Source organism: Alteribacter lacisalsi (assembly GCF_003226345.1).
In the GTDB taxonomy this organism is placed as follows: domain Bacteria; phylum Bacillota; class Bacilli; order Bacillales; family Salisediminibacteriaceae; genus Alteribacter; species Alteribacter lacisalsi.
Genome location: NZ_PDOF01000001.1, coordinates 288628 through 310815, shown reverse-complemented (window position 1 = coordinate 310815; position 22188 = coordinate 288628). Strand labels below are relative to the sequence as shown.

The 22188-nt window shown below is 47.8% G+C and carries 17 protein-coding genes and 1 riboswitch; of the genes, 1 reads left to right on the top strand and 16 read right to left on the bottom strand.

The features are described 5' to 3' along the window. Nucleotides 1-32: 32 nt before the first annotated feature. Nucleotides 33-641 carry a succinate dehydrogenase cytochrome b558 subunit gene (locus CR205_RS01420; protein WP_110516230.1) on the bottom strand — a complete coding sequence of 203 codons (609 nt, stop codon included), beginning with the start codon at nt 639-641 and terminating at the stop codon, nt 33-35. Nucleotides 642-1349: 708 nt separating this feature from the next. Next, nucleotides 1350-2699 carry a TrkH family potassium uptake protein gene (locus CR205_RS01415; RefSeq protein ID WP_110516228.1) on the bottom strand — a complete coding sequence of 450 codons (1350 nt, stop codon included), beginning with the start codon at nt 2697-2699 and terminating at the stop codon, nt 1350-1352. A 278-nt stretch (nt 2700-2977) separates the two neighbouring features. Here CR205_RS01415 and CR205_RS01410 point away from each other — a divergent pair, with 278 nt between their 5' ends. Then, a complete protein-coding gene (locus CR205_RS01410) occupies nt 2978-3490 on the top strand; it encodes a YslB family protein (protein ID WP_110516226.1) in 513 nt (170 codons plus the stop codon). 39 nt (nt 3491-3529) lie between these two features. On the opposite strand, the gene CR205_RS01405 is transcribed toward CR205_RS01410, so the two are convergent. The 14 genes from CR205_RS01405 to CR205_RS01335 all read right to left on the bottom strand — a co-directional run bounded on the left by CR205_RS01405 (nt 3530) and on the right by CR205_RS01335 (nt 22186). After that, nucleotides 3530-4762, bottom strand: a complete 1233-nt coding sequence (locus CR205_RS01405; protein WP_110516224.1) for an aspartate kinase — start codon at nt 4760-4762, stop codon at nt 3530-3532. A 171-nt stretch (nt 4763-4933) separates the two neighbouring features. Then, nucleotides 4934-5116: riboswitch (Lysine riboswitch) on the bottom strand. A 73-nt stretch (nt 5117-5189) separates the two neighbouring features. Beyond that, a complete protein-coding gene (gene uvrC / locus CR205_RS01400) occupies nt 5190-6974 on the bottom strand; it encodes an excinuclease ABC subunit UvrC (protein ID WP_110516222.1) in 1785 nt (594 codons plus the stop codon). 285 nt (nt 6975-7259) lie between these two features. Then, on the bottom strand, nt 7260-7574 hold the full coding sequence (trxA, locus tag CR205_RS01395) for a thioredoxin (protein ID WP_110516220.1): 315 nt from the start codon (nt 7572-7574) through the stop codon (nt 7260-7262). Nucleotides 7575-7714: 140 nt separating this feature from the next. Then, complete coding sequence (locus CR205_RS01390) at nt 7715-8569, bottom strand: bacteriorhodopsin (RefSeq protein ID WP_110516218.1); 855 nt, start codon at nt 8567-8569, stop codon at nt 7715-7717. 283 nt (nt 8570-8852) lie between these two features. Further along, nucleotides 8853-9830: an electron transfer flavoprotein subunit alpha/FixB family protein gene (locus CR205_RS01385; protein ID WP_110516215.1), complete on the bottom strand. Its 978-nt coding sequence runs from the start codon at nt 9828-9830 to the stop codon at nt 8853-8855. Between the two features lie 18 nt (nt 9831-9848). Then, on the bottom strand, nt 9849-10619 hold the full coding sequence (locus CR205_RS01380; protein ID WP_110516213.1) for an electron transfer flavoprotein subunit beta/FixA family protein: 771 nt from the start codon (nt 10617-10619) through the stop codon (nt 9849-9851). A gap of 87 nt (nt 10620-10706) precedes the next feature. After that, nucleotides 10707-11486: an enoyl-CoA hydratase gene (locus CR205_RS01375; protein ID WP_110516211.1), complete on the bottom strand. Its 780-nt coding sequence runs from the start codon at nt 11484-11486 to the stop codon at nt 10707-10709. Between the two features lie 316 nt (nt 11487-11802). Next, a complete protein-coding gene (locus tag CR205_RS01370) occupies nt 11803-12387 on the bottom strand; it encodes a TetR/AcrR family transcriptional regulator (protein WP_110516209.1) in 585 nt (194 codons plus the stop codon). Between the two features lie 239 nt (nt 12388-12626). Beyond that, entirely contained in the window at nt 12627-14339 is a 1713-nt protein-coding gene (locus CR205_RS01360; RefSeq protein ID WP_110516204.1) for an AMP-binding protein, read from the bottom strand. Nucleotides 14340-14788: 449 nt separating this feature from the next. Next, nucleotides 14789-16489, bottom strand: a complete 1701-nt coding sequence (locus tag CR205_RS01355) for an AMP-binding protein (RefSeq protein ID WP_110516202.1) — start codon at nt 16487-16489, stop codon at nt 14789-14791. A 456-nt stretch (nt 16490-16945) separates the two neighbouring features. Continuing rightward, a complete protein-coding gene (locus CR205_RS01350) occupies nt 16946-17356 on the bottom strand; it encodes a DUF350 domain-containing protein (RefSeq protein ID WP_110516200.1) in 411 nt (136 codons plus the stop codon). A gap of 12 nt (nt 17357-17368) precedes the next feature. Further along, a complete protein-coding gene (locus CR205_RS01345) occupies nt 17369-19732 on the bottom strand; it encodes an endonuclease MutS2 (protein ID WP_110516198.1) in 2364 nt (787 codons plus the stop codon). Between the two features lie 24 nt (nt 19733-19756). After that, nucleotides 19757-21484, bottom strand: coding sequence for a DNA polymerase/3'-5' exonuclease PolX (gene polX, locus CR205_RS01340; RefSeq protein ID WP_110516196.1), 1728 nt, complete (start codon nt 21482-21484; stop codon nt 19757-19759). Between the two features lie 153 nt (nt 21485-21637). After that, the gene (locus CR205_RS01335; RefSeq protein WP_110516194.1) at nt 21638-22186 is read right to left on the bottom strand and encodes a CvpA family protein; all 549 of its coding nucleotides are present in this window, start codon (nt 22184-22186) and stop codon (nt 21638-21640) included. Nucleotides 22187-22188: the final 2 nt, after the last annotated feature.

Here is a 22188-nt window from a genome sequence, read left to right as displayed (position 1 = left end):
GTGAAAGGACCTCATTACGGTTTCGGATTTACTTAAAGAAATGCCAGGATCGACGCAACGCCTACATAAGAAAGGACAAGGAAGAACCCTAGCGTAATATACGTGGAAATCTGCTGTGAACGTGGTGATACGGTAATGCCCCACGTGATACCGAAGGACCATAGTCCGTTAGCAAAGTGGAACGTTGTTGCTAAAATTCCGATCAGGTAGGCAACCAGTGCCACCGGATTTTCTACTATGTTAGCCATCATGTCGAAGTTAACTTCCTGTCCCATTGCAGCAGCGATCCGTGTTTCCCACACGTGCCACGCCATAAAGATCAGGACGATAATGCCTGTCACACGCTGGAGGCGGAACATCCAGTTACGGAAATATCCATACGAGCTTGTATTGTGACGAGCCTGAAAGGCGATGTAGATGCCGTAGATTGCGTGAAAAAGAATAGGCAGGAAAATAATGAAGATTTCCATTGCGTAGCGGAACGGAAGGTTTTCCATAAAGGCAACAGCCTGGTTGTACTCCTCTTCTCCGCGTACGGAGAAGTAGTTAACCCCAAAGTGGACAATTATAAAAAGACCTACCGGAATAACTCCCAGTAATGAATGCATTTTCCGCAAAAAATACTCTCGATTTTGTGCCATCGGTTCGTTCCCCCTGTAAATTTTAAATTTTCTGAACAGGTATGTGTTGTTCGTTTTTGCCTGGCCTCTTCTTTGAACGCCTCCTTATCAGGACTTCCTTTTCGTCATTTCCGGTCATTGTTCGTCAAATCCAGTGTTTCTTACGATTTTTTTACAATTTATATTGTACTCCCACTAAAAGTGGATCGTCAAGAAAGCGGATACAGAACTTATTTTAACAAAAAAACGTTCAGAGGAACACAATCTTGTCCATTTTCTGAACAAAATTCTCGTAAGGCCACCTTAGTCCTGCGACCGCAGCCCCCGAAAGGCTTCGGTTTTCCACTCCTAAGTACAAGCACCAGGGATGGCAGATTGATCAGTGTTTATTCCATTTTAAAGAAAGTTGATTGAAGCGAACACCCGACACTCCTGCGGGAAAAGCACCGACGGAAGACCCCGCAGGGACGAGCGTTTACTTCGTGAATTCGCTTCGAGCTGCTTCGACGCAGACGCTTCGGAGCGATGCCGGCAGAGGAAGAAGCACGGCACTTCTTTGCTGGCTGCAGTGGTGCCCGCGGAAAGGGAGGGCAGTGAGCGGAAATCAACAATAGACTTTAACAGAGCCATTCCAAAAGAAAAATAGAGTGCAGCAGACCAGACCCGGTCTCTGCACTCTACTTTCCTTCAGTCTTACTTTTTTAATATACCTTTTTTACCTATATCAACCTATCCTACGATAATCCGTTCCGTTGGGTACTTGTAATATGTTTTCTGTTCCCGGCGTCGAATGGAGAACAGGAATGCCACAAGGCCGACACGGCCGATGAACATCAGCACCATGAGGGTATTCTGGCTCGCCTGGGTAAGTTCATCTGTGATGCCCATCGAGAGGCCGCACGTTCCGAACGCCGAACTTACCTCAAAGATAATGGGCATCAGCTGCACCTGCTGCATGTCCTCAAAGTGTGCCAGTAAAACAATCGAGGTAAACAGCCCGACAATGAATACAGAAAGGACAATAAATGCCTTCTGACGGTCTTCGGGGTGGATTTCCCTACCGAATGCTTTGACATCACTGCGCCCCATGGCAAAGCTCCGGATCGTCAAAAACATGACTGCGAGTGTCGTTGTCCGGATCCCGCCCCCCACACTCGACGGGCTGGCCCCGATAATCATCAGTCCGGAAAGGAGCAGCAGGCTGGCCAGCCCCAGATCACTCACATCCATAACCGCAAGCCCGCCGCTTCTTGCCGTTGTTGAGTTAAACAGGGAAAAGAACAGCTGCTGGTGCCACGAGAGACCATCGTAATACTCATTGCGCTCAAGGAACCAGAGACCGAGGAATCCGACTGCGAGCACAATGAAATATGTGGATACTGCGATTTTAGTAAAGAGACTGAACCTGAAATTGTTGTCCTTTGATGTCAGATACTCTCTAATTTCCATCAGCACCGGGAAGCCGATTGCACCCGCAATAATAAGAAGAATATTGACAATCTGAACAAAATAATCATCCGCAAATGGAATGAGGGACTGGCCGGTTACATCAAAGCCGGCGTTTGTAAAAGCCGACAGCGCTCCAAAGGCACCCTGGTAATAGGCTTCAAGAGCCGTGTCAAAATAGTTGAGATAATATGTACCCAGTATGAGTGCACCAATAATTTCAATTCCAATTGCCACTGCGAGAATTCCCCGCATCAGCTTTACGAGTCCTGAAAAAGCGATTTGGTTATGGTCCACCATAATCAGCATGCGCTGGGAAAGATGGATTTTACGTCCGAAAATCATCCATACGAATGTTCCGATTGTCATAACCCCGATGCCGCCAAGCTGAATCGCGAGAGCAAGAAACAGGACGCCCCACCCGCTGTAGGTTTCCGAAACGTTGACAACCGTAAGTCCGGTCACACTCACGGCACTCACTGACGTAAACAGTGCTTCTGAGTAACTGACGGTTACGCCGGGCTGTGAAGCGATCGGGAGAAAAAGGAGAACGCTGAAAACAAACATGGCAATGACATATGCAGTTAATATAATTCTGAATGGGGTGAGTAACTTTGAAAACCCGAGTCTCATCTGCCATACCTCCATTTTTCTTCGCGACTTAGTATATCACTTAACTTCAGGGGTTTCTATGAAATTTCTTCAACTTTTTCCACTTTAGAGGATAACGTTTTTCTTTATACGGCCGTAAGATCGAAAAGTTCCGTGCTGATCAGGAAAAAAGGGCCGAAATTCTTATCCTGCGTAAATCAACATGTGATAAGATGTAAGCAGACATCAATCCGGCTTCAGTACCTGCCGGCCGCAGATGCATAAACCGTTAGAACTGGTATAGAAAGAAGGCGACAGCAATGTCTGAACAGGATGTGAAGTACGAACAGAAAATAGAAAACAGCGACTCCTCAGAAGCCGTGCTTCCGGATCCGGATTTCAGCCTCGATCTTATCCGAAACGACCTGATCCCGGAACTGCTTGGTGACCACGAGGAATCAATCCTTTACTGGGGCGGTAAAGCACTCGCCCGAAAACATACGCTTTCGACCGTTGAGGAGACAGCTTCATTCTTTTATAAAGCACAGTGGGGCGTTCTCAAGCTCGTTAAGGAAAAAAAGCAGCAGCAAATTTACGAACTCACCGGCACCCGGCATACACCGGAGCGCAGCTATGTATCCTTAGAGTGCGGTTTTCTTGCTGAACAAATACAAACCCGCACCGGGTCTCTTACCGAAGCCGCGTATGAAATCCAGAAGCATAAGCCGCTGACATATGAAATTACGGTCCGCTGGGACAAAAAAGACCCGGTTGATCCTCCTGAAAATCTAAGCAGAAAAGCAGATAAAAAGAAATCCCGCCGAGGCAGCTGAGCCTCTGCGGGACTTTCTTTATTTACAGCTGTTTTCATCCTAGACGTTCAGTTCTACACGCTGGTCCAGCTCAAAGAAGGTGTGAAGGGCTTCAACAGCACGGACCATTTTTTCCTCTTCCACCACAGCAGAAACTTTAATTTCGGATGTGGATACCATCTGCACCCGCACGTCCTGCCTGGATAGGACGCGGAACATGTCTGCTGCTACGCCGGGATTGGAAATCATACCGGAACCGACAATCGACACTTTTGCAAGGCGGTCAAAGTGGCGGACATTCGTATACTGAAGTTCCTCCCGCCGGCTTTCCACAGCGGCAAGGGTATCCTTAAGCGCCTGTGTATGGATAGAAAACGCGACGTTGATCCGTCCGTTTTCAGTTACCTGCTGAATGATAATATCCACGTTAATTCCTGATTCGGCAAGAGCTGAAAACAGGTTTGACAGCGTATCGTTCTCATTGGGCATTCCTTCCACTGTCACTTTCGTAACAGCACTTTCAAAAGCAAGCCCCCGTACCATGAGATTTTGTTCCATCGATGCTTCCTCCTCCACAATCGTTCCTTCTTTTTCTACCATGCTGGATTTTACCACTAAGGGAACCTGATAGTTTTTAGCAAATTCAACTGCTCTTGGATGGAGAACACCTGCTCCCAGATTGGCCAGTTCCAGCATTTCATCATACGAGATACTGCTCAACTGGCGTGCTTCTTTTACTACCCGCGGATCTGACGTATACACCCCGGTTACATCCGTAAAAATTGAACAGCTCTCTGCTTTAAGGGCAGCAGCAAGTGCCACGGCGGTAGTATCTGAACCGCCCCGTCCGAGTGTAGTAATTTCGCCTTCAGGTGTCATCCCCTGAAATCCGGCAACGATGACGACTCTTCCTTCTTTCAGGTGAGACTCAATCACATCTGTTTCGATATCTGTTATACGTGCATTCTGGTGAACGGCCTCTGTACGGATCCCCGCCTGCCAGCCGGTCAGTGAAACAGCATCGATGCCCAGTTCCTTAAGGGCCATAACCATGAGGGAAATGGTGACCTGTTCCCCGGTGCTCATAAGCATATCCAGTTCCCGCTTGTCTGGATTATCGCTGAGTTCCCTGGCAAGATCCACGAGTGTATCTGTTGATTTCCCCATGGCCGATACGACGGTCACAACGCTATACCCTTCATCTCGTGCCTTTTTTACCCGTCCGGCTGCACGGGTAATCTTTGCCGCATCTGCCACCGATGTACCGCCAAACTTCTGTACTACTGTTGCCAATCAAAACGCCTCCTCTGAATTTTCCACATGAAGACATATCTGCACCATTTATCTGTCTAACCGGTGCGAAAGCCAGGCTTCCGGCACGCAGGTGACGGCATAAAAACAAAAAAACGGCAGCAGGATCACAATCCCACTGCCGTATCGACTACGATATTTACACGTGTCGCCCGGTGAGATAGTTCTCCACACAACAAATCGTTGTATGACAGCTCTGTATTTCTTAAACACAGATCCAGTAAAAAAACGATTGAGCTGTTTCTTTACTTCGGCGGGCGTTCCTTTCGAGCAGAATCAAAGGGGCTCAATCCCCTCCTCTGCTGTACTCTTCACGTCCGCTCCTCTATCAGTCACTTCATTGGCTGAAGCTGATATTCAACTGTTTACGAGTTTATCAGACATCGTGACTGATCGCAACAGCTGATTTTTATGTTTTTTTCTCGTTGTCATCCAGCTTCTTTCTCAGGTTTTCAGCCACACCTGCCGGAAGTCCTGCATTACGGAAATCTTCTTCAGACGCCTCTTTGATCCGTTTTACGGACCCGAAATGTCTGAGAAGGGCTTTCTTCCGCTTCTCTCCTATTCCTTCTACCTCATCAAGCACAGAAGTAAACATCCCTTTTTTCCGGACATTCCTGTGAAAAGAGATGGCAAAGCGGTGCACTTCATCCTGAATGCGCTGAAGAAGGTAAAACTCCTCGCTCGTTTTCTTCAGGGGCACTACCCTTGGCGGATCTCCGATCATCAGCTGGGACGTGCGGTGTTTATCGTCCTTAACGAGACCGCACACAGGAATGGCAAGACCGAGTTCGTCTTCGAGGATGCTCTGTGCAGCTGAAATCTGTCCCTTCCCGCCGTCAATGACAATCAGATCCGGAAGCGGCTGTTCTTCCTTCAGCAGCCTGAAGTACCTGCGCCGCACGACCTCGCGCATGGACTCATAATCATCCGGCCCCTCGACCGATTTGATTTTATACTTCCGGTAGCTCTTTTTATCCGGCTTGCCATCGAGAAATGAAACCATGGCCGACACAGGATCCACACCTTGGATATTGGAGTTGTCAAACGCTTCTATACGGTGTGGCGTGTCGATCTGAAGCGCTTTGCCCAGCTCATCAACAGCCACGATCGTCTTTTTCTCGTCACGTTCAATAAGGTTGAATTTCTCTTTCAGTGCTATGGAGGCGTTCTTACCGGCAAGGTTGACCAGTTCCCGTTTCTGGCCTTTTTTCGGCTTGAATGCTTTCACACCGAGAAATTCGCTGACCAGATTTTCATCCGCCTCTTCCGGGACGAAGATTTCATTAGGTTTTTTATGCTGCGGGTCGTCATAAAACTGGCCGATGAATGTATAGAAATCGTCCGCCACTTCCTGGTACATAGGAAACATGCTCACATCACGTTCAATCAGTTTCCCCTGGCGTACGAAGAAGACCTGGACACACATCCAGCCTTTATCATAGCTGATTCCAAAGACATCTCTGTCCACCAGGTCGGTGAGGGCCATTTTCTGCTTTTCCATCACCGCTTCAATATGCTGCACCTGATCACGAAGTTCCTTGGCCCGTTCAAAGTTCAGTTCTTCTGCGGCCTTCTCCATTTTTTCTGTGAGTTCCTTTTTAATTTCCTTGTGGCCCCCGTTCAGGAAACGGGTAATCTCGGTCACAAGTTCCTTGTTTTTTTCAGGGGTCACCTCAAACTCACAGGGTGCAAGACACTGGCCGATGTGATAATAAAGACACACCCGGTCGGGGAGCGTACGGCATTTCCGAAGCGGATAGATCTTGTCGAGCAGCTTTTTTGTCTCATTTGCTGCAAAGGCATTTGGATAAGGGCCGAAGTACTTCCCGCCGTCTTTTTTTACTTTGCGGGTAGTAATAAGCCGTGGGTGTTCCTCCCTCGTAATTTTAAGATAAGGATAATGTTTATCGTCTTTCAGAAGCACGTTGTATCGCGGTTCGTATTTTTTGATGAGGTTCTGCTCGAGCACAAGAGCTTCCACATTGGATGAGGTGACAATATATTCGAAATCGCGGATTTCAGAAACGAGCCGCTGTGTTTTTAAGTCATGGGAGCCGGAAAAATAAGACCGGACCCGGTTCTTCAGCACTTTCGCCTTACCGACATAAATAATGGTGCCGTGTTTATTTTTCATAAGATAGCATCCGGGGTCGTCCGGAAGCAGTGATAATTTATTTTTCAGGGTATCCATCGTTGTTCGCCCACCACCCGATTGTATGTTCGTCTTTCTATAATATCACAGCGGAAGACAGCGGAAAAACAGAGCGGTCCCGGCCAGTCAATTGATTACGCTCTTTTCGTAAAGATTGTTGTTTATTACGCTCCAGGCGGACGCTTTCAGCAAAAGTCACCGCCATACGCTCCATATCAAAATATACGACAAACAACAAGCTATCCGAAAACAGCTATTGATAAGATTGGAAGGCTTAAGAAAAAGAAAACTGTCCGGCACCTTGCGGCCGGACAGTTCTTTTTATTATGCGTGTTTGTTCAGCAGTTCAGCGAGAGCTTCCTTCGGCTGGAAACCAACAACCTGGTCCACTTTTTCACCATTTTTGAATACGAGCAGTGTCGGAATGCTCATGACACCGTACTGGCTTGCAGTTTCCTGGTTCTCATCCACATCGATTTTGACAATTTTTGCTTTGTCGCCCATCTCCGCGTCAAGTTCCTCAAGTACCGGAGCGATCATTTTACAAGGGCCGCACCAAGGTGCCCAGAAATCTGCGAGTACAAGTCCGTCACTTACTTCCTGTGCGAAATCCTGATCAGTTGCGTTTTTAATAGCCATAATCAAATTCCTCCTTCAAAAGGGTATTATCTCCCGTTTAGTATATCATTATTTGGAACAATGTTGCGATTGCGCGCTTTTCAAGCGTGCCAATTGTTATTTTATCGGAAGGCGGCCGTTCCGTGCAAAACATATGCCTGTTATGACGTCGAAGTCTTTTCCTTTTCTCCTGAACCTGTAGAAACAGCGCCGAGTTTATCCTTAGCAGGCTGGTATCCTTTATGTGCACTGATTTTCAGTGCGATATAGGAAAGCCAGACACCGTATATGAGCTTCGAGAAAATATCTGCGATTGTGTAGAGGATATGCCTTACAACAGCCCCATCCGCCGAAAAGGAAAACACAGGCATCAGATAGGCTGCGAGATAGACTGTCCAGGAAAGCACCTGAAAAAAGAAAAGCTTTCTGACCATTGGTACAACATGAACCGGAACCTGATCCCGCTGAACAAAGTAAACCTCATACAGAAGCCAGAGGATGGGTATATAGGCGATCGAACCGGCCATAAACCAGAACCAGTACTGAAACGAGGATGTAACCTCGTGCATCTGGCCGATATAACCGGTCCAGACCATGATGATGCTAGCTGCTACGAAAATGATTGTATTTCTGACAAAGGTTTTCCCCCTGATGCCAAAAACAAACATGGGCTGTGTTAAAAGCAGCGGCAGGGTAATAAACCAGTTAAAGTATCTGAAGCCATTTGAAAAAGTCTGCTCGATTTCGTAGTAGGAGCCGGTCCAGTTGAATGCATCATTCCAGGATGAAAACTGCCTGAACAGATTCAGGGCGGCGGCGGCCATAATGAAACAGGAAAAAATCGTTGCCGTCCTGAGCTTTGGGTGGATATCCTTCTGGGCAAAGGCAAAATATACGAGTCCAGCGGCATGGGCCACGAACCCGAGGGTAAGCACGTGGGATACAATATCATGCTGCATTGGCGTGTAGGTGAACAGATTTTCAAAGTTGATTCCTGGCTGGGAAGCGATTGACATTCAGACAGCTCCTTCACACTATGATTTCCATAGTCTGCCATAGAGAGGCCCAATATATTCTCTGGAGGGGGGACGGAATGCTTTTGGAGCTGGAGTTTTCAACTGTGAGGAAGCTGGCGGGGATAGGATCCTGGATACACCAGAATTTCAGAGGATAAAATCAGGTAATCGCGGATACCCTCACAGAACCCTCACCGGCGAATTCCCCGGAGGCGGCATGGTTCAAATTTGCCTCCGAATCAAAAAAATCCGGATGCTGCACGCAGCACCCGGACCCTTACAATTATGATTTTACAACTACGTTTTTAAATTCTTCCGTCAGCTTCGGTACAATATCAAACAAATCGCCTACAATTCCGTAATCCGCGATATTGAAGATTTCAGCTTCAGGATCCTTATTGATGGCTACAATCACTTTGGAGTTGGACATACCGGCCACGTGCTGGATTGCACCGGAAATTCCGACTGCAATGTATAGATCAGGTGTAACAACTTTACCAGTCTGACCAATCTGCAGCGCATAGTCACAGTATTCTGCGTCACATGCACCACGGGACGCACCGACCGCAGCACCAAGGACATCTGCAAGCTCATCAAGCAGCTTAAAGTTATCACCGCTCTTCAGTCCCCGTCCTCCTGCAACGATAATGTTGGCCTCTGAAAGGTCCACACCGGTAGCTGTGTTGCGCACCACATCTTTAATGATCGTACGGATGTCTTTAATATCGACAGTCACTTCGCTCACGTCTCCTGAACGGGACTCGTCTTTTTCAAGAGGTGCGATATTGTTCGGACGAATCGTTGCGAAAATCTTGCCGCCGGAAACGACTTTCTTCTCAAATGCTTTACCGGAATAAATTGGACGGGTAAAGATGACTTCCTCCCCGGCAACTTCAATGGCTGTTGCATCCGATACGAGTCCTGAATCGAGGCGCGCAGCCAGTTTCGGTGCTGCGTCTCTTCCGATCGACGTATGTCCAAAAATCATGCCGTCGGGGTTTTCCTGCTCGACTACAGCTTGAAGAGCCTGAGTATAGCCGTCCGGTGTGTAGGAGGAGAGTTTTTCACTTTCCACCACTACGGCACGATCGGCACCGTATTGAATCAGTTCCTGGGCTAAACCGCTTACATTCTCACCAAGCAGAACGCCGACAACTTCTCCGCCGGAAGCAATCTCTTTTGCTGCTGCTACAGCTTCATATGATACGTTACGGAATTCACCGTCGCGGATCTCTCCTACTGCTAAAATCTTTTTCGTCATCGTCAGTTCCTCCTCTGTTTATATCACTTTCGCTTCGTTTTTCAGTAAAGAAACCAGTTCTTTCACCTGATCGTCAACTTCCCCTTCAAGCACTTTTCCTGCCTGCTTTTCAGGTGGAAGGTAGCGGTCAACGGTTTTCGTTTTCCCGGTTACTTCGTCTTCATCGAGGTCAAGATCATCCGCATCAAGTGTTTCAAGAGGCTTCTTCTTCGCTTTCATGATTCCCGGAAGCGATGGATAGCGCGGCTCGTTCAGACCCTGCTGGGCTGTCACAAGTACAGGAAGACTCACTTCAACTACTTCCTGATCTCCTTCTACATCCCGCTCGATTGTAGCTTTACCGTCAGCGATATCAATTTTAACAATGGAAGTTACATGGACGATGCCGAGCTTTTCGGCAAGACGAGGGCCGACCTGGCCGGATCCGCCGTCAACAGCAATGTTTCCGCCAAGGATGATGTCGGCTTCCTTGTCTTCAAAGTAAGCAGCAAGAAGAGCCTGAGTGGTGTACGGATCACGGTCTTCCACTTCTTCATTGTCAATCAGGACAGCTTTATCCGCACCCATAGCAAGGCCTGTGCGCAGCTGTTTCTCGGCTTCTTCTTCTCCAACCGTTACAAGCGTTACTTCCCCGCCGTGTTCATCGCGAAGCTGAATCGCTTCTTCGATTGCATATTCGTCATACGGGTTGATGATAAATTCCGCCCCGTCTTCTTCAATCTGACCATTGGAAATCTGGATTTTTTCTTCAGTGTCGAACGTACGCTTTAAGATCACGTAAATGTTCATCGTTATCCCTCCCGAAAGATCGTTCTTTATTTTAATGTATTGCCGGCCTCACCCATTGCGGTGTGAATCAGCAGAGCGACCGGTCAGTCAGCGGTCGTTAAAAACTGGCTGGCGTTTGTTCATAAAGGCATCAATACCTTCTTTTGCATCTTCGGACTCAAACACTTCTCCGAAGCACTCCGCTTCCATCTTTCCGCCTTCTTCTCCCACATTTTCTGCGTAATGAAGAAGTCTGAGAGCATTGCGGACAGCAACCGCTCCTTTAAGTGCGATCTTTTCTGCCATTCCTTTTGCTTCGTCCAGAACGGCGTCCTCTTCGAATACGGCGTCAACAAGGCCAATGGAAGCTGCTTCCCTGCCTGAAACCGGGTCTGAAGTGAGAAGCATCTGAGTTGCTTTGGATCTTCCTACGAGTTTAGGAAGACGCTGTGTTCCGGCAAATCCAGGTACAAGGCCGAGCTGCAGTTCAGGCAGACCAAGCTTGGTTTTTTCTCCTGCAAAACGGATGTGGCAGGCCATTGCCAGTTCCAATCCGCCGCCAAGTGCGGCACCGTGGATTGCGGCAATGATCGGTTTTGAAAAAGCATCCATCCGGTCAAACACACGCTGGCCGGTTTCTGCCATTTTTTGAAACTCGGTACCGTTTTCGACAGTCGTAAACTCTTTAATATCGGCTCCTGCTGCAAAGAAGCGCCCTTCCCCGTGTACGATAATCACTTTTACTTCAGGATCTCCCTCAAACTGATCAAGGGCGTCATTCAATTCTGCAAAGATTGGCTGGCAAAGAGCGTTTGCCGGAGAATGCTGAAGTGTAAGGTAACCGATTTTCTCTTCTTTTTGAACCTGAATATAGTTGTATTCGCTCAAGTGCGGTCACTCCTTTCGATCTCAACTATTGTTATTCGACATTAAAACGCTTTCACCTTTAAGAAAAAAACAAAGTGGAGATCAATTATTTACAAGGCTGTGTTAAAGATTAATGTCAATTTTTAAAAGAAAGTCGATTGCAGCGAACGCCCGACACTCCTGCGGGAACAGCACCGACGGAAGACCCCGCAGAGCGATTTTCCCGAGGAGGCTGCAGTGGTGCCCGCGGAAAGGGAGGGCAGTCAGCGGAAATCAATATTAGATTTTAACACAGCCATTTACAAAGACATCCGGGTGACGGAGCTGCTGATCCGGACTACCTGCGCAGCCCGGATAGAAGCATTTTATTAAGCGGATTGGCAAGGGAAACGAGATTGTATTTATGATCTTTCATTACCCAGTTGGTCACCACTTCATCGATAGCACCGAAAATGACCTGCCGGGCCATTCTTACATCCAGATCCGGTGCAAAAAAACCGGTTTCAATTCCTTCGGTCAGGATCGAATCAATCAGGCCGAGATAGCCTTTGAGTACTTCATTGATCCGGTTTCTGAGAGCAAGGTTTGACTGCCTCAGTTCAAGCTGTGTGACGATCGCAAGATCATGATCAGCTTCAAGCTGTCTGAGATGCATTTCAATGAGCCTTTTGAGCTTCTGTTCAACATCCGGTTCTTCTGAAAGCTGCTCCTTGCTCCGGATCACAAAACTGCCCATTTTCTCTTCAAATAAAGAGATCAGAATATCTTCTTTGTTTTTAAAATAAAGGTAGATCGTGCCATCAGCTACACCTGCCTCGCGTGCAATTCTGGACACCTGCGAATGGTGGTAGCCGTTTTGAGCAATAACAGTTACGGCAGCGTCTATAATTTGTTCAAATTTCTTTCCTTTTTTCTTTGCCATTGTGGTCACTTCCTCAGCCAATCCTCTAGTCACAAAAATGAATGATTATTCATTCACTTTATGTATAGTTTAGTGCAGAAAGTGACTTGTGTCAAATCTAATCCTGATATTTTGAGGATCGGCTTTTGCCTGGACAATCCTACAGTTCTGCTCATATTATTATAGATTCCGCCTTCTGCATTATCCCCGCCGGCCTTAAGGAGGGCGCCCGGGCAGGGCGCCTGGATCCACATCAGATTTTAACTGCTCTTCGCTCCGGCAGCTTCCTTCTCCCGCTTCTCTTTTTCTTCGTCCACAAGAGCACGGCGAAGCACTTTTCCAACCATGGTTTTTGGGAGCTCCTCACGAAATTCAAAATGCTTTGGCGCCTTATAAGCTGACAGCTTCTTGCGGCAATAATCGTTCAGTTCTTTCTCTGACAGGGTTTCACCCTCCCGGAGAACGACAAATGCTTTGACTGTCTCTCCTCGGTATGGATCGGGAATCCCGATAACGACAGCCTCCTGTATGGCTTCATGCTCATAAAGTACCTCTTCCACCTCACGGGGATAGATATTGAAACCGCCGGCAATAATCATATCCTTCTTGCGGTCAACGATATAAAAATAACCGTCTTCATCCATGTAGCCCATATCGCCGGTCAGCAGCCAGTCCCCATTAAACGTGGCATTCGTATCCTCCGGCCTGTTCCAGTACCCTTTCATCACCTGCGGGCCTCGAATGACAAGCTCCCCTACTTCACCAGGCTGTGCGGGTTCTCCCGTTTCTGCTGAGAGGACTGCAGCATCCGTGTCAGGCCACGGCAGCCCGATACTGCCGCTCGGACGCTTGCCCCACATCAAGTTGAAGTGAGTTACAGGCGATGCTTCAGTCAGACCGAAGCCTTCAGAAAGCTTGCCTCCTGTGAGCGATTCAAACCTTTCCTGCACTTCAAGCGGAAGCGGAGCGGATCCACTTATACATACGTCAACGGATGAAAGATCGTGTTTCTGTACTTTTGGATCGTTGATAAGCCCGATGTACATTGTCGGTGCACCAGGGAATATGGTCACTTTCTGTTTTTCAATTGCTTTTAGAGTCTTTGCCGTATCAAATCGGGGAAGAATGACCATCTTTGACCGGTCCATAATGGAAAAATTCATGCCCACTGTCATACCGTACACGTGGAAAAACGGCAAGGCGCACAAAATAACTTCGTTTCCGTGATCGATCTTATGCATCCAGCGGAGCGCCTGCGTTGTGTTGGCTACGAGATTGTAATGGGTCAGCATAACCCCTTTGGCAACCCCGGTCGTGCCTCCCGTGTATTGTAGAAGTGCCAGATCTTCTACCGGGTCGATATCCAATTCCACCGGTACGGGCTTATTATTCTTCAGAAACTCCGTAAAGGCGTGAGTCCGTTCATTGTAGGAGATATCCACTTTAATGCCTGTATTCTTCTTCTGAATATACGGATAAACGACGTTCTTCGGAAACGGAAGGTAATCCTTAATTCCAGTCACAATCACATGCTCAAGCCTGGTCTTCTTCAGTACACCGGCGACTCTCGGATATACCAGATCCAGACAGATCATGATTTTCGCACCTGAATCGGACATCTGATGTTCAAGTTCACGCTCTACGTAGAGAGGGTTGGTCTGAACCACAATAGCGCCGGTCATCAGGGTGCCATAGTAAGATACAACCGACTGAGGCGTGTTGGCAAGCATAATAGCCACACGATCCCCTTTTTTCACACCAAGCCCGCGAAGTCCGTTCGCAAAACGGAGGGCTTCATCGTACACCTGGGCGAAGGTCATTTCTTTGCCCATAAAGTGCAGCGCCGGTTTGTCCGGCGTTTCCTCTGCCGCTTCTTTGAGGTACGTCTGAAGAGCTTTCTCTTCATATTCAATCCTGTGCGGAATTTCTTCAGGATAATGTTTGAGCCATGGTCGTGCGAGTCGTTCTTCCATGAAAAGGCCTCCTTCAACTCTCACTTTCTAAAACCTGTGCGTCTCATGAACACTACAGGATCACGTCACGGCTGTACCGGAATTACCGCGAATGCTGCATTTATTAGATACAGCACCTCCCCCGCGGCTTATACCAGGGACCGCTCTGGACAAACTACTCTCTTAATATCATTCTAATGAAAACGATTACAGATATCAAAGAATTTGTGAAATTTTTTCAAATTTTTATTTTTAAATAATTATTCTTCTGTTTCCCCTATTTGTTGTGCAGTTAAAAACACTTCTTATTCCTCCCCTCTTCACGGCAACTGCTCGATTCATTAGAAATATCAGGACTTAAACACCGGAGTCTGGACCTCTTGCGTATAATTTTCCCCTTCGATCAACGAGCTTCAATAAGAAGCGGACCCTCACCAAGAAAAAAACACCCGCCTTAACGGGTGCTTTCGTTAACTTTGTTCCTGGGTGCTTTGCTTTTCACGTTCTTCCTCTACCAGCACGCGTCGGAGAATTTTACCAACCATCGTTTTCGGAAGTTCATCACGGAACTCAACGAGGCGCGGTACCTTGTAGGCTGCCATTTTCTCACGGCAGTATGCTTCAAGTTCCTCCTCCGTAAGTTTCTTACCGTCCTTGAGGACTATGAATACTTTTACCGTCTCGCCCCGGTACGGATCAGGAACACCAATCGCGCACGCCTCCTGGATGGCTTCGTGTTCATAAAGCACTTCTTCAATTTCACGCGGATAGATATTAAAGCCTCCGGCGATAATCATATCTTTTTTCCGGTCGACAATATAGAAGTATCCGTCTTCATCCATATAGCCCATGTCGCCGCTCAGGAACCAATCCCCTTTAAACGTAGCGTTTGTGGCCTCAGGATTATTCCAGTATCCTCGCATCACCTGCGGACCTTTAATCATAATCTCGCCAGTAACACCAGGTCCGGCCACTTCACCTGTTTCCGCATCCAGAATTGCCACGTCCGTGTCAGGCCATGGAATTCCGATACTGCCCGGCTTCCGATTTCCCCAAATCAGATTAGCCACAGCAACAGGCGAGGTTTCTGTCAGACCGTATCCTTCAACAAGGCTGCCTTTCGTTGCTTTTTCAAAGTTGTTCTGCACTTCAACCGGCAGCGGTGCCGAGCCGCTGAGACAGCATTTAATCGAAGACAGGTCGTGCTTTTCGATATCCGGATGGTTTAAGAGACCGATATACATCGTCGGAGCGCCCGGATAAATCGTAGCTTTGTGCGTTTCAATCGCTTTCAGGATGTCCTTTGGTTCAAATTTCGGCATGATGATCATTTTAAAGCCCATTCGGATCGCCAGATTCATAACCGTGGTCATTCCATACACGTGGAAAAACGGAAGCGCAGCGATAACGGTTTCTTCGCCCGCTTTCATTTTGTACATCCAGTGCTTGCACTGAAGCGTGTTGACTACAAGGTTATAATGCGTCAACATGACTCCTTTAGCCGGACCGGTCGTACCACCTGTGTACTGAAGCAGTGCGAGGTCCTCTTTCGGGTCAATGTCAAACGTCATTTCCTTTGCCTGCCCCTGCTTCAGCATCTCGGTAAAGGAATGAAGACGGTCATTATACTGCAGATCCACTTTGATTCCTGTCCGTTTCTTCTGGATAAACGGATAGATCAGATTTTTTGGAAACGGCAGATAATCCTTAATCCCGGTTACGATGATATGTTCAAGGTCGGTACGGTCCTTTACGTTGGCGACTTTCGGATAAACGAGATCAAGGCAGATCATGACTTTCGCCCCTGAGTCGTTCATCTGATGCTCAATCTCACGCTCCACGTAAAGAGGATTCGTCTGAACCACAACCGAGCCTGCGAAAAGGGCACCGTAATAGGCGATGACCGCCTGAGGCGTGTTCGCAAGCATAATTGCGACCCTGTCCCCCTGCCTGACGCCGAGCGACCTGAGCCGGTCAGCCAGTCTCAGTGACGCATCGTATACTTCCGCATACGTCATTTCCTTCCCCATAAAATGAAGACAGGCTTTTTCAGGAAACGTTTCGGCGGATTCTTTCAGGTAGCTTTGCAGAGTGCGGACTTCGTAATCAATCGATGTGGGAATTTCCTCTGGATAATGCTGGAACCATGGCTTTTGTGTAACGGTTTCCATTCGCTTTCCTCCCTTTCCTTATCAGGACATGATCAAAAAGACTGTGCTTCTCTTTGAACAGTGCGTTCGTGACCTCTCCTTTCGAAAGGACTCCGTTTCCGGAAGCGGGAATGAACCGAGCCGTTGCGTCATGCTCTCTTCACCTTTGGACATCCTCCTCCCTTATTCCTATTTTAATGAAACCGGTTACAATAATAAAGGTGTTTGTAATAATTTTTAGAATTTTCTTTTTTTACCTTCTTCATTTCAGTCTATGCGCCAGAAGGTACAAAAAGACGACCATTTACGCAATGGCCGTCCCCTTAGAACCTGCTGCACCGGGCATTGTAAGGACCGAAGCTTAAAATCAGCTGAAAAAAAACACATACACAAAGCCCGCAATAATAAAGCCGCCACAGAGCACAGCCAGAACTTTCCACAATGTTTCCATCCGTATTCACCTGCTTTATTGCACAATTAATGTCGGATGCTTGCCCCAATCACATAGGATAGAGCCGCAGCCAGAATGAAGGAAATGAGCCCTACGGCCCGGTTCCCCCGTTTCAATTCCTCATCCACTTTAAATTTCGGGGTAAGAAATTCAAAAATAAAATACACGAATAAGAGAAGAACAAAGCCGTATGCCCCCCAGGCAAGCATCATGAGGACCGTATCGTTTGCCTGAATGGAATGGCGGAAGACGTTCGCCACACCGAAGATCTTTCCGCCGGTAGCCATCGCCACAGCTGTGTTGCCCTTTTTGATTTCCTCCCAGGCAGAGTAGCGGGTGACCACTTCAAAAACGGCAAGAAAAACAATGATGGCCATGACCACGACACTGTAAATTCCGGCTGTATAGATAAAATCATGCTCAAAGATTGCGTTCATGAACAAAACTCCCTACTTCAGTTCTGCTACGGTAACGCCGGACCCGCCCTCGTTCATACCGCCCATTCTCGTTGCCGTCACGTTTCTGTGCCGTTTCAGTTTTTCCTGGACGCCTTTACGGAGGGCGCCTGTTCCTTTGCCGTGAATGATCGACACCTGATGATATCCTGCTAACAGGGCATCGTCCAGATACTTATCCACCAGGAGCATGGCGTCTTCAAAACGCTCTCCCCGAAGGTCCAGTTCCGATTTCACGTGAGCATCCTTTCCCCTCACAGCCGCGAGGGGTGTTTTCTGTTCCTGCTTCGGTCTGGAAAGGTACTGAAGATCGGCGGTTTTCACTTTCATTTTCATCATCCCGAGCTGAACGTAAAACTCCTTGTCGCTCACTTTCTCCACAATGTGGCCTTTCTGGTCAAAGCTGATCACCTTTACTTCGTCACCTGGCATCAGTTTATCAGCCTCCACACCGGCTGTCTTCTTCTGCTTTTTCGGTTTCTTGCCGGTTCTCAGTTCAGGAGAAGCTTCATCAAGCATCTTCTTCGCTTCAATAAGCTCGTGATCCTTGATGGCAGGATTCGATTTCTGGACTTCCCGGAGGTACTCGATAATCTCCTCCGCTTCCTGCTTCGCTTTTTGCACAGCTTCTTTTGCTTTCTGTTCCGCCTGCTCCATTGCCCGTTCTTTTTCCTGCTCAAAACGGTCCATTTCACTTTCCAGTTCTCTGTGAAGACGTTCGGCTTCCCTGCGGTGGCGGGCCGTTTCTTCCATTTCCCGCTCTGCCTGCTTCCGGCTGTCATCGAGAGAGGCAATCATGTTTTCGATTTTATTTGTATCCGCACCGATTTGGCTCTGGGCTTCTTCAATTACATCCTGTCTCAATCCCAGGCGGCGGCTGATCGCAAAGGCATTACTCCGCCCAGGCACTCCGATCATAAGCCTGTATGTCGGACGCAGCGTTTCCACATCGAACTCTACACTGGCATTTATGACGCCTTCCCTGTTGTAGGCATAACCCTTCAGCTCACTATAGTGCGTCGTCGCGGCCACACGGGCACCGACCTTATACACATAGTCGAGAATGGAAATTGCCAGTGCCGCCCCTTCAGTCGGGTCTGTTCCGGCTCCAAGTTCGTCAAAAAGAACGAGACTTTCGTGATCCAGATCATCAAGTATGCTGACGATGTTGGTCATATGGGAACTGAACGTACTTAAGCTTTGTTCAATAGACTGCTCATCTCCAATGTCTGCGAAGATCTTCTTAAACACAGCGGCCTCAGAGCCTTCCTCACATGGAATATGCAGGCCTGACTGAGCCATAAGTGTCAGCAGTCCGATTGTCTTCAGCGTAACCGTTTTTCCCCCTGTGTTCGGACCCGTAATGACGAGGGACTGGAACGAGCCGCCCAATTCAACATCGATTGGTACAATTTCATCTGAGGGAATCAGCGGGTGACGCGCTTTTTTAAACTCGAGCCTTCCCTCTTCGTTCAATGAAGGCTGTGTCCCTTTTATTTCCCTGCTGTAATAAGCCTTAGCAAAAATGAAGTCCGCTTCCTCCATGGCATCGACTACAAGAGTAAGCTCGTCTCCATTCTCTGCCGTTTCAGCTGTAAGTTCATGAAGAATTCTTTCAATCTCCTGACGCTCCTTAACCCGGGCTTCCCTGAGCTGGTTGTTAATCGACACTACCGCATCCGGCTCGATGAAAAGCGTGGCACCGGATGAGCTCTGGTCATGGACGAGGCCGCCAAACTGGCCTCTGTACTCCTGCTTAACCGGGATTACGTAACGATCGTTACGGATCGTGATGATAGCATCAGACAGCATTTTACGGGCAGAAGAGGACCGGGTAATGTTTTCAAGTTTGGATCGAATCGCTGATTCGTGGCTTCTGATCTGCTGGCGGACGGTTCTTAGCTGACTGCTGGCAGAATCGAGCATTTCCCCGTTTTCATCAATCGACTGCTTTATCGTCCGCTCGAGGTCCGTAAGCGGCACATACGAAGCCGCAAGTTCCGCCAGAAGGGGCACATTCAGTTCGTCCTCCTCACACTGCTCGATAAACTGCTTAAATCGGCGGCTTCCATATATTGTAGAGGCAATATCGAGAAGTTCCTGCTCGTTAAGCATTCCCCCGATTGCTGCACGTTTAATGGAGGCACGTATATCACGGATCCCGCCGAGTGGAGCCTGTCCCTTCAGCCTTAGAATCTTCGCTCCTTCATACGTGGCCTTCTGTGCAAGCCTGACTTCTTCCAGATCTGTCACAGGCATAAGCCTCTCCACACGCTTTTTTCCAAGTGAGGAACCAGCGTGCTGCATTAGCTGCTTTTTCATCTTTTCATATTCTAAAATCCGGCAAACCCTCTTCATAGAAGGGAGCACCTCCTGTTTACATCAGCGATTTCTGTTTAAAAACGTAATAAGTGTTTCAACATCCCACGTGTTCACAACTGTATCTTTTTTCAGCCAGCCCCGGCGGGCGGCTTTGACTCCCACCGGCATATGTGTGAGCATATCGAAGCGGTGGGCATCTGTATTGATTCCGATTTTCACACCTTGTTCCTGCGCTTTCCTGACGTACTCGGACGCGAGATCCAGGCGGTTCGGGTTTGCGTTCAGCTCCAGAATAGTATCAGTTTTGGCTGCTGTCTGAATCAGCCGGTCCATATCAACTTGATAGCCGTCACGTCTGCCAATCAGACGTCCGGTCGGATGGGCGATCATGGCCACGTATGGATTGTGCATCGCAGTTTCCAGCCGCTTCATGATCGTCTCTTCGTCCTGCTTAAATGCAGAGTGAATCGAGGCAATTACGAAATCCGTTTCCTTAAGGATGTCATCGGCAAAATCAAGGGATCCGTCCGGTAAAATATCCATTTCAATCCCGGTCAATATTGTAAAATCACTGTACTCTTCATTCAATTTACGAATTTCCTCGTGCTGACGTTTCAATCTTTCTTCATTCAGGCCATTGGCAACCCGGAGAAATTTGGAGTGATCGGTAATGGCCATATGGGTATAGCCCCGTTCTCGGTTGGCTTCCACCATTTCCTTGATCGACTGGGCCCCATCACTCCAGGTGGTGTGCATATGAAGATCTGCTTTGATGTCCCCGGTTTCCACCAGCGCAAGGTCAGCTTCTTTTGTTTCAAGTTCGTCATAACCCTCACGCACTTCAGGCGGGATGTACGGAAGATTGAAGTGAGCAAAGAATGCAGGTTCATCCTTAAAGGTAATTACTTCTCCTGTTTCAGCCGACTCCACACCATATTCACTGATCTTCTCGCTTTTTTCCTTCGCCCGCTGACGCATGAGCACGTTGTGATCCTTTGATCCGGTAAAATGATGCAGAGTTGTTGCAAAGGCATCATCTTCAACCATACGGAAGTCCACAGGAACAATAAGTCCTTCCGGGTAAGCAAGCTCCAGGCTGATTTTCGTCTCCCCGTTACTTACAATCGTTTCGATATTATCCATCATTGTAATCTGAGAACCGACTTCTTCCGGCTTAAATGTGGAAATGATAAAGTCCAAATCTTTTACCGTTTCGCGTCCGCGCCTGAAACTGCCTGCAAGCTCAAAACGATTTATTCCGGTAAATTCATTCAGTCTGCCTGTGATGTCCTCCACTGCAGTCATGACATGCGCAATCGGAAGACGATCAGGGCGCTTGCCGAAGTCATCCAGAGCTTTCAGGATTTTTTCTTCGGTTTTCGCACCGAACCCGGCAAGATTCTGTACCTTTTTCTCTTCACAGGCTTTCCGGAGTCCTGCTGCGTCTTCTACACCAAGCTCCTTATAAAGCTTCCCGATCTTTTTACCGCCCATCCCGGGAAGGGACAGAAGGGTAATAAGACCCGATGGAATTTCCTCTTTCAATTCATCAAGAAAAGAAGAACGTCCGTCTTCCCTCAGTTCTGTAATTATTGAAGCGGTCCCTTTTCCGATTCCTTTCAGTTTTGACGGGTCACCGATCTCATCAATTGTACGTTCATCGCGCTCAAGAGCCTGCGCAGCTTTGCGGTAGGCGGATACGCGAAAAGCGTTCTCTCCTTTAATCTCAAGGTAGACTGCAATATGTTCAAGTGTCTGGATGATTTCCTTTTTATTATAAGCGGCCATGTGCCGTCACCTCTTTCGTTTTCCGTTGTTTTCCAAGTTACGAAAAGAGCGTTGATTATTGCCTGTTCACCTTTTCATCTTATCCAATCCCGGTACTGTCCCGCAACTAATCAGTCGACCGGGCATTTCCCGGGCAAAAGAAAAGACTTCCCTTTACGAAAAAAAGGAAGTCTCTCCTGAAGCCACATCAAGCCATAACTCTTTCAACTGGTTTGATATGACCGGTGTGTAGTCAAAGATCAGCTGTGCGACAGTTGAATTCTGAAGCATCTGCTGCAGAAAATCAATCTGTATAATGGCCGCAAGGTGGACAAGAATGACGACAATCAGGAGCCCTTCGAGGAACCCGAGAATGCCGCCGAGCCATCCGTTAATCGTAGACAGAATTGGCAGATGTGCAAGAAAGTCAAACATCGATCCAATAATCTGCATCAGAATTTTCACAGCAAAGAACAAGATGGCAAACGCAATCCCATTATAATAAACTTCTTCTGCCGAGAAGGCTTCAAGCATGAGATCGTTTCCGAAGGTCGGAAATGGAATCCACAGTCTTATGTATGCCGCAAGCTCCTGGTAGTAAAACCACGCTACAAGAAAAGCAACGACAAAACCGAGCAGATGAACCAGTTGGAGAATCAGGCCCCGCCTGAATCCAATTAGAAAACTCATAAGTAAAACGATAAATAGAATCAGACTCAACATGT

Bases quoted from the DNA above. Each gene is read 5' to 3' on its own strand.
- CR205_RS01420 (WP_110516230.1), bottom strand. From the start codon at position 641: ATGGCACAAAATCGAGAGTATTTTTTGCGGAAAATGCATTCATTACTG.
- CR205_RS01415 (WP_110516228.1), bottom strand. From the start codon at position 2,699: ATGAGACTCGGGTTTTCAAAGTTACTCACCCCATTCAGAATTATATTA.
- CR205_RS01410 (WP_110516226.1), top strand. From the start codon at position 2,978: ATGTCTGAACAGGATGTGAAGTACGAACAGAAAATAGAAAACAGCGAC.
- uvrC (WP_110516222.1), bottom strand. From the start codon at position 6,974: ATGGATACCCTGAAAAATAAATTATCACTGCTTCCGGACGACCCCGGA.
- trxA (WP_110516220.1), bottom strand. From the start codon at position 7,574: ATGGCTATTAAAAACGCAACTGATCAGGATTTCGCACAGGAAGTAAGT.
- CR205_RS01390 (WP_110516218.1), bottom strand. From the start codon at position 8,569: ATGTCAATCGCTTCCCAGCCAGGAATCAACTTTGAAAATCTGTTCACC.
- CR205_RS01385 (WP_110516215.1), bottom strand. From the start codon at position 9,830: ATGACGAAAAAGATTTTAGCAGTAGGAGAGATCCGCGACGGTGAATTC.
- CR205_RS01380 (WP_110516213.1), bottom strand. From the start codon at position 10,619: ATGAACATTTACGTGATCTTAAAGCGTACGTTCGACACTGAAGAAAAA.
- CR205_RS01370 (WP_110516209.1), bottom strand. From the start codon at position 12,387: ATGGCAAAGAAAAAAGGAAAGAAATTTGAACAAATTATAGACGCTGCC.
- CR205_RS01360 (WP_110516204.1), bottom strand. From the start codon at position 14,339: ATGGAAGAACGACTCGCACGACCATGGCTCAAACATTATCCTGAAGAA.
- CR205_RS01355 (WP_110516202.1), bottom strand. From the start codon at position 16,489: ATGGAAACCGTTACACAAAAGCCATGGTTCCAGCATTATCCAGAGGAA.
- CR205_RS01350 (WP_110516200.1), bottom strand. From the start codon at position 17,356: ATGAACGCAATCTTTGAGCATGATTTTATCTATACAGCCGGAATTTAC.
- CR205_RS01345 (WP_110516198.1), bottom strand. From the start codon at position 19,732: ATGAAGAGGGTTTGCCGGATTTTAGAATATGAAAAGATGAAAAAGCAG.
- polX (WP_110516196.1), bottom strand. From the start codon at position 21,484: ATGGCCGCTTATAATAAAAAGGAAATCATCCAGACACTTGAACATATT.
- CR205_RS01335 (WP_110516194.1), bottom strand. From the start codon at position 22,186: ATGTTGAGTCTGATTCTATTTATCGTTTTACTTATGAGTTTTCTAATT.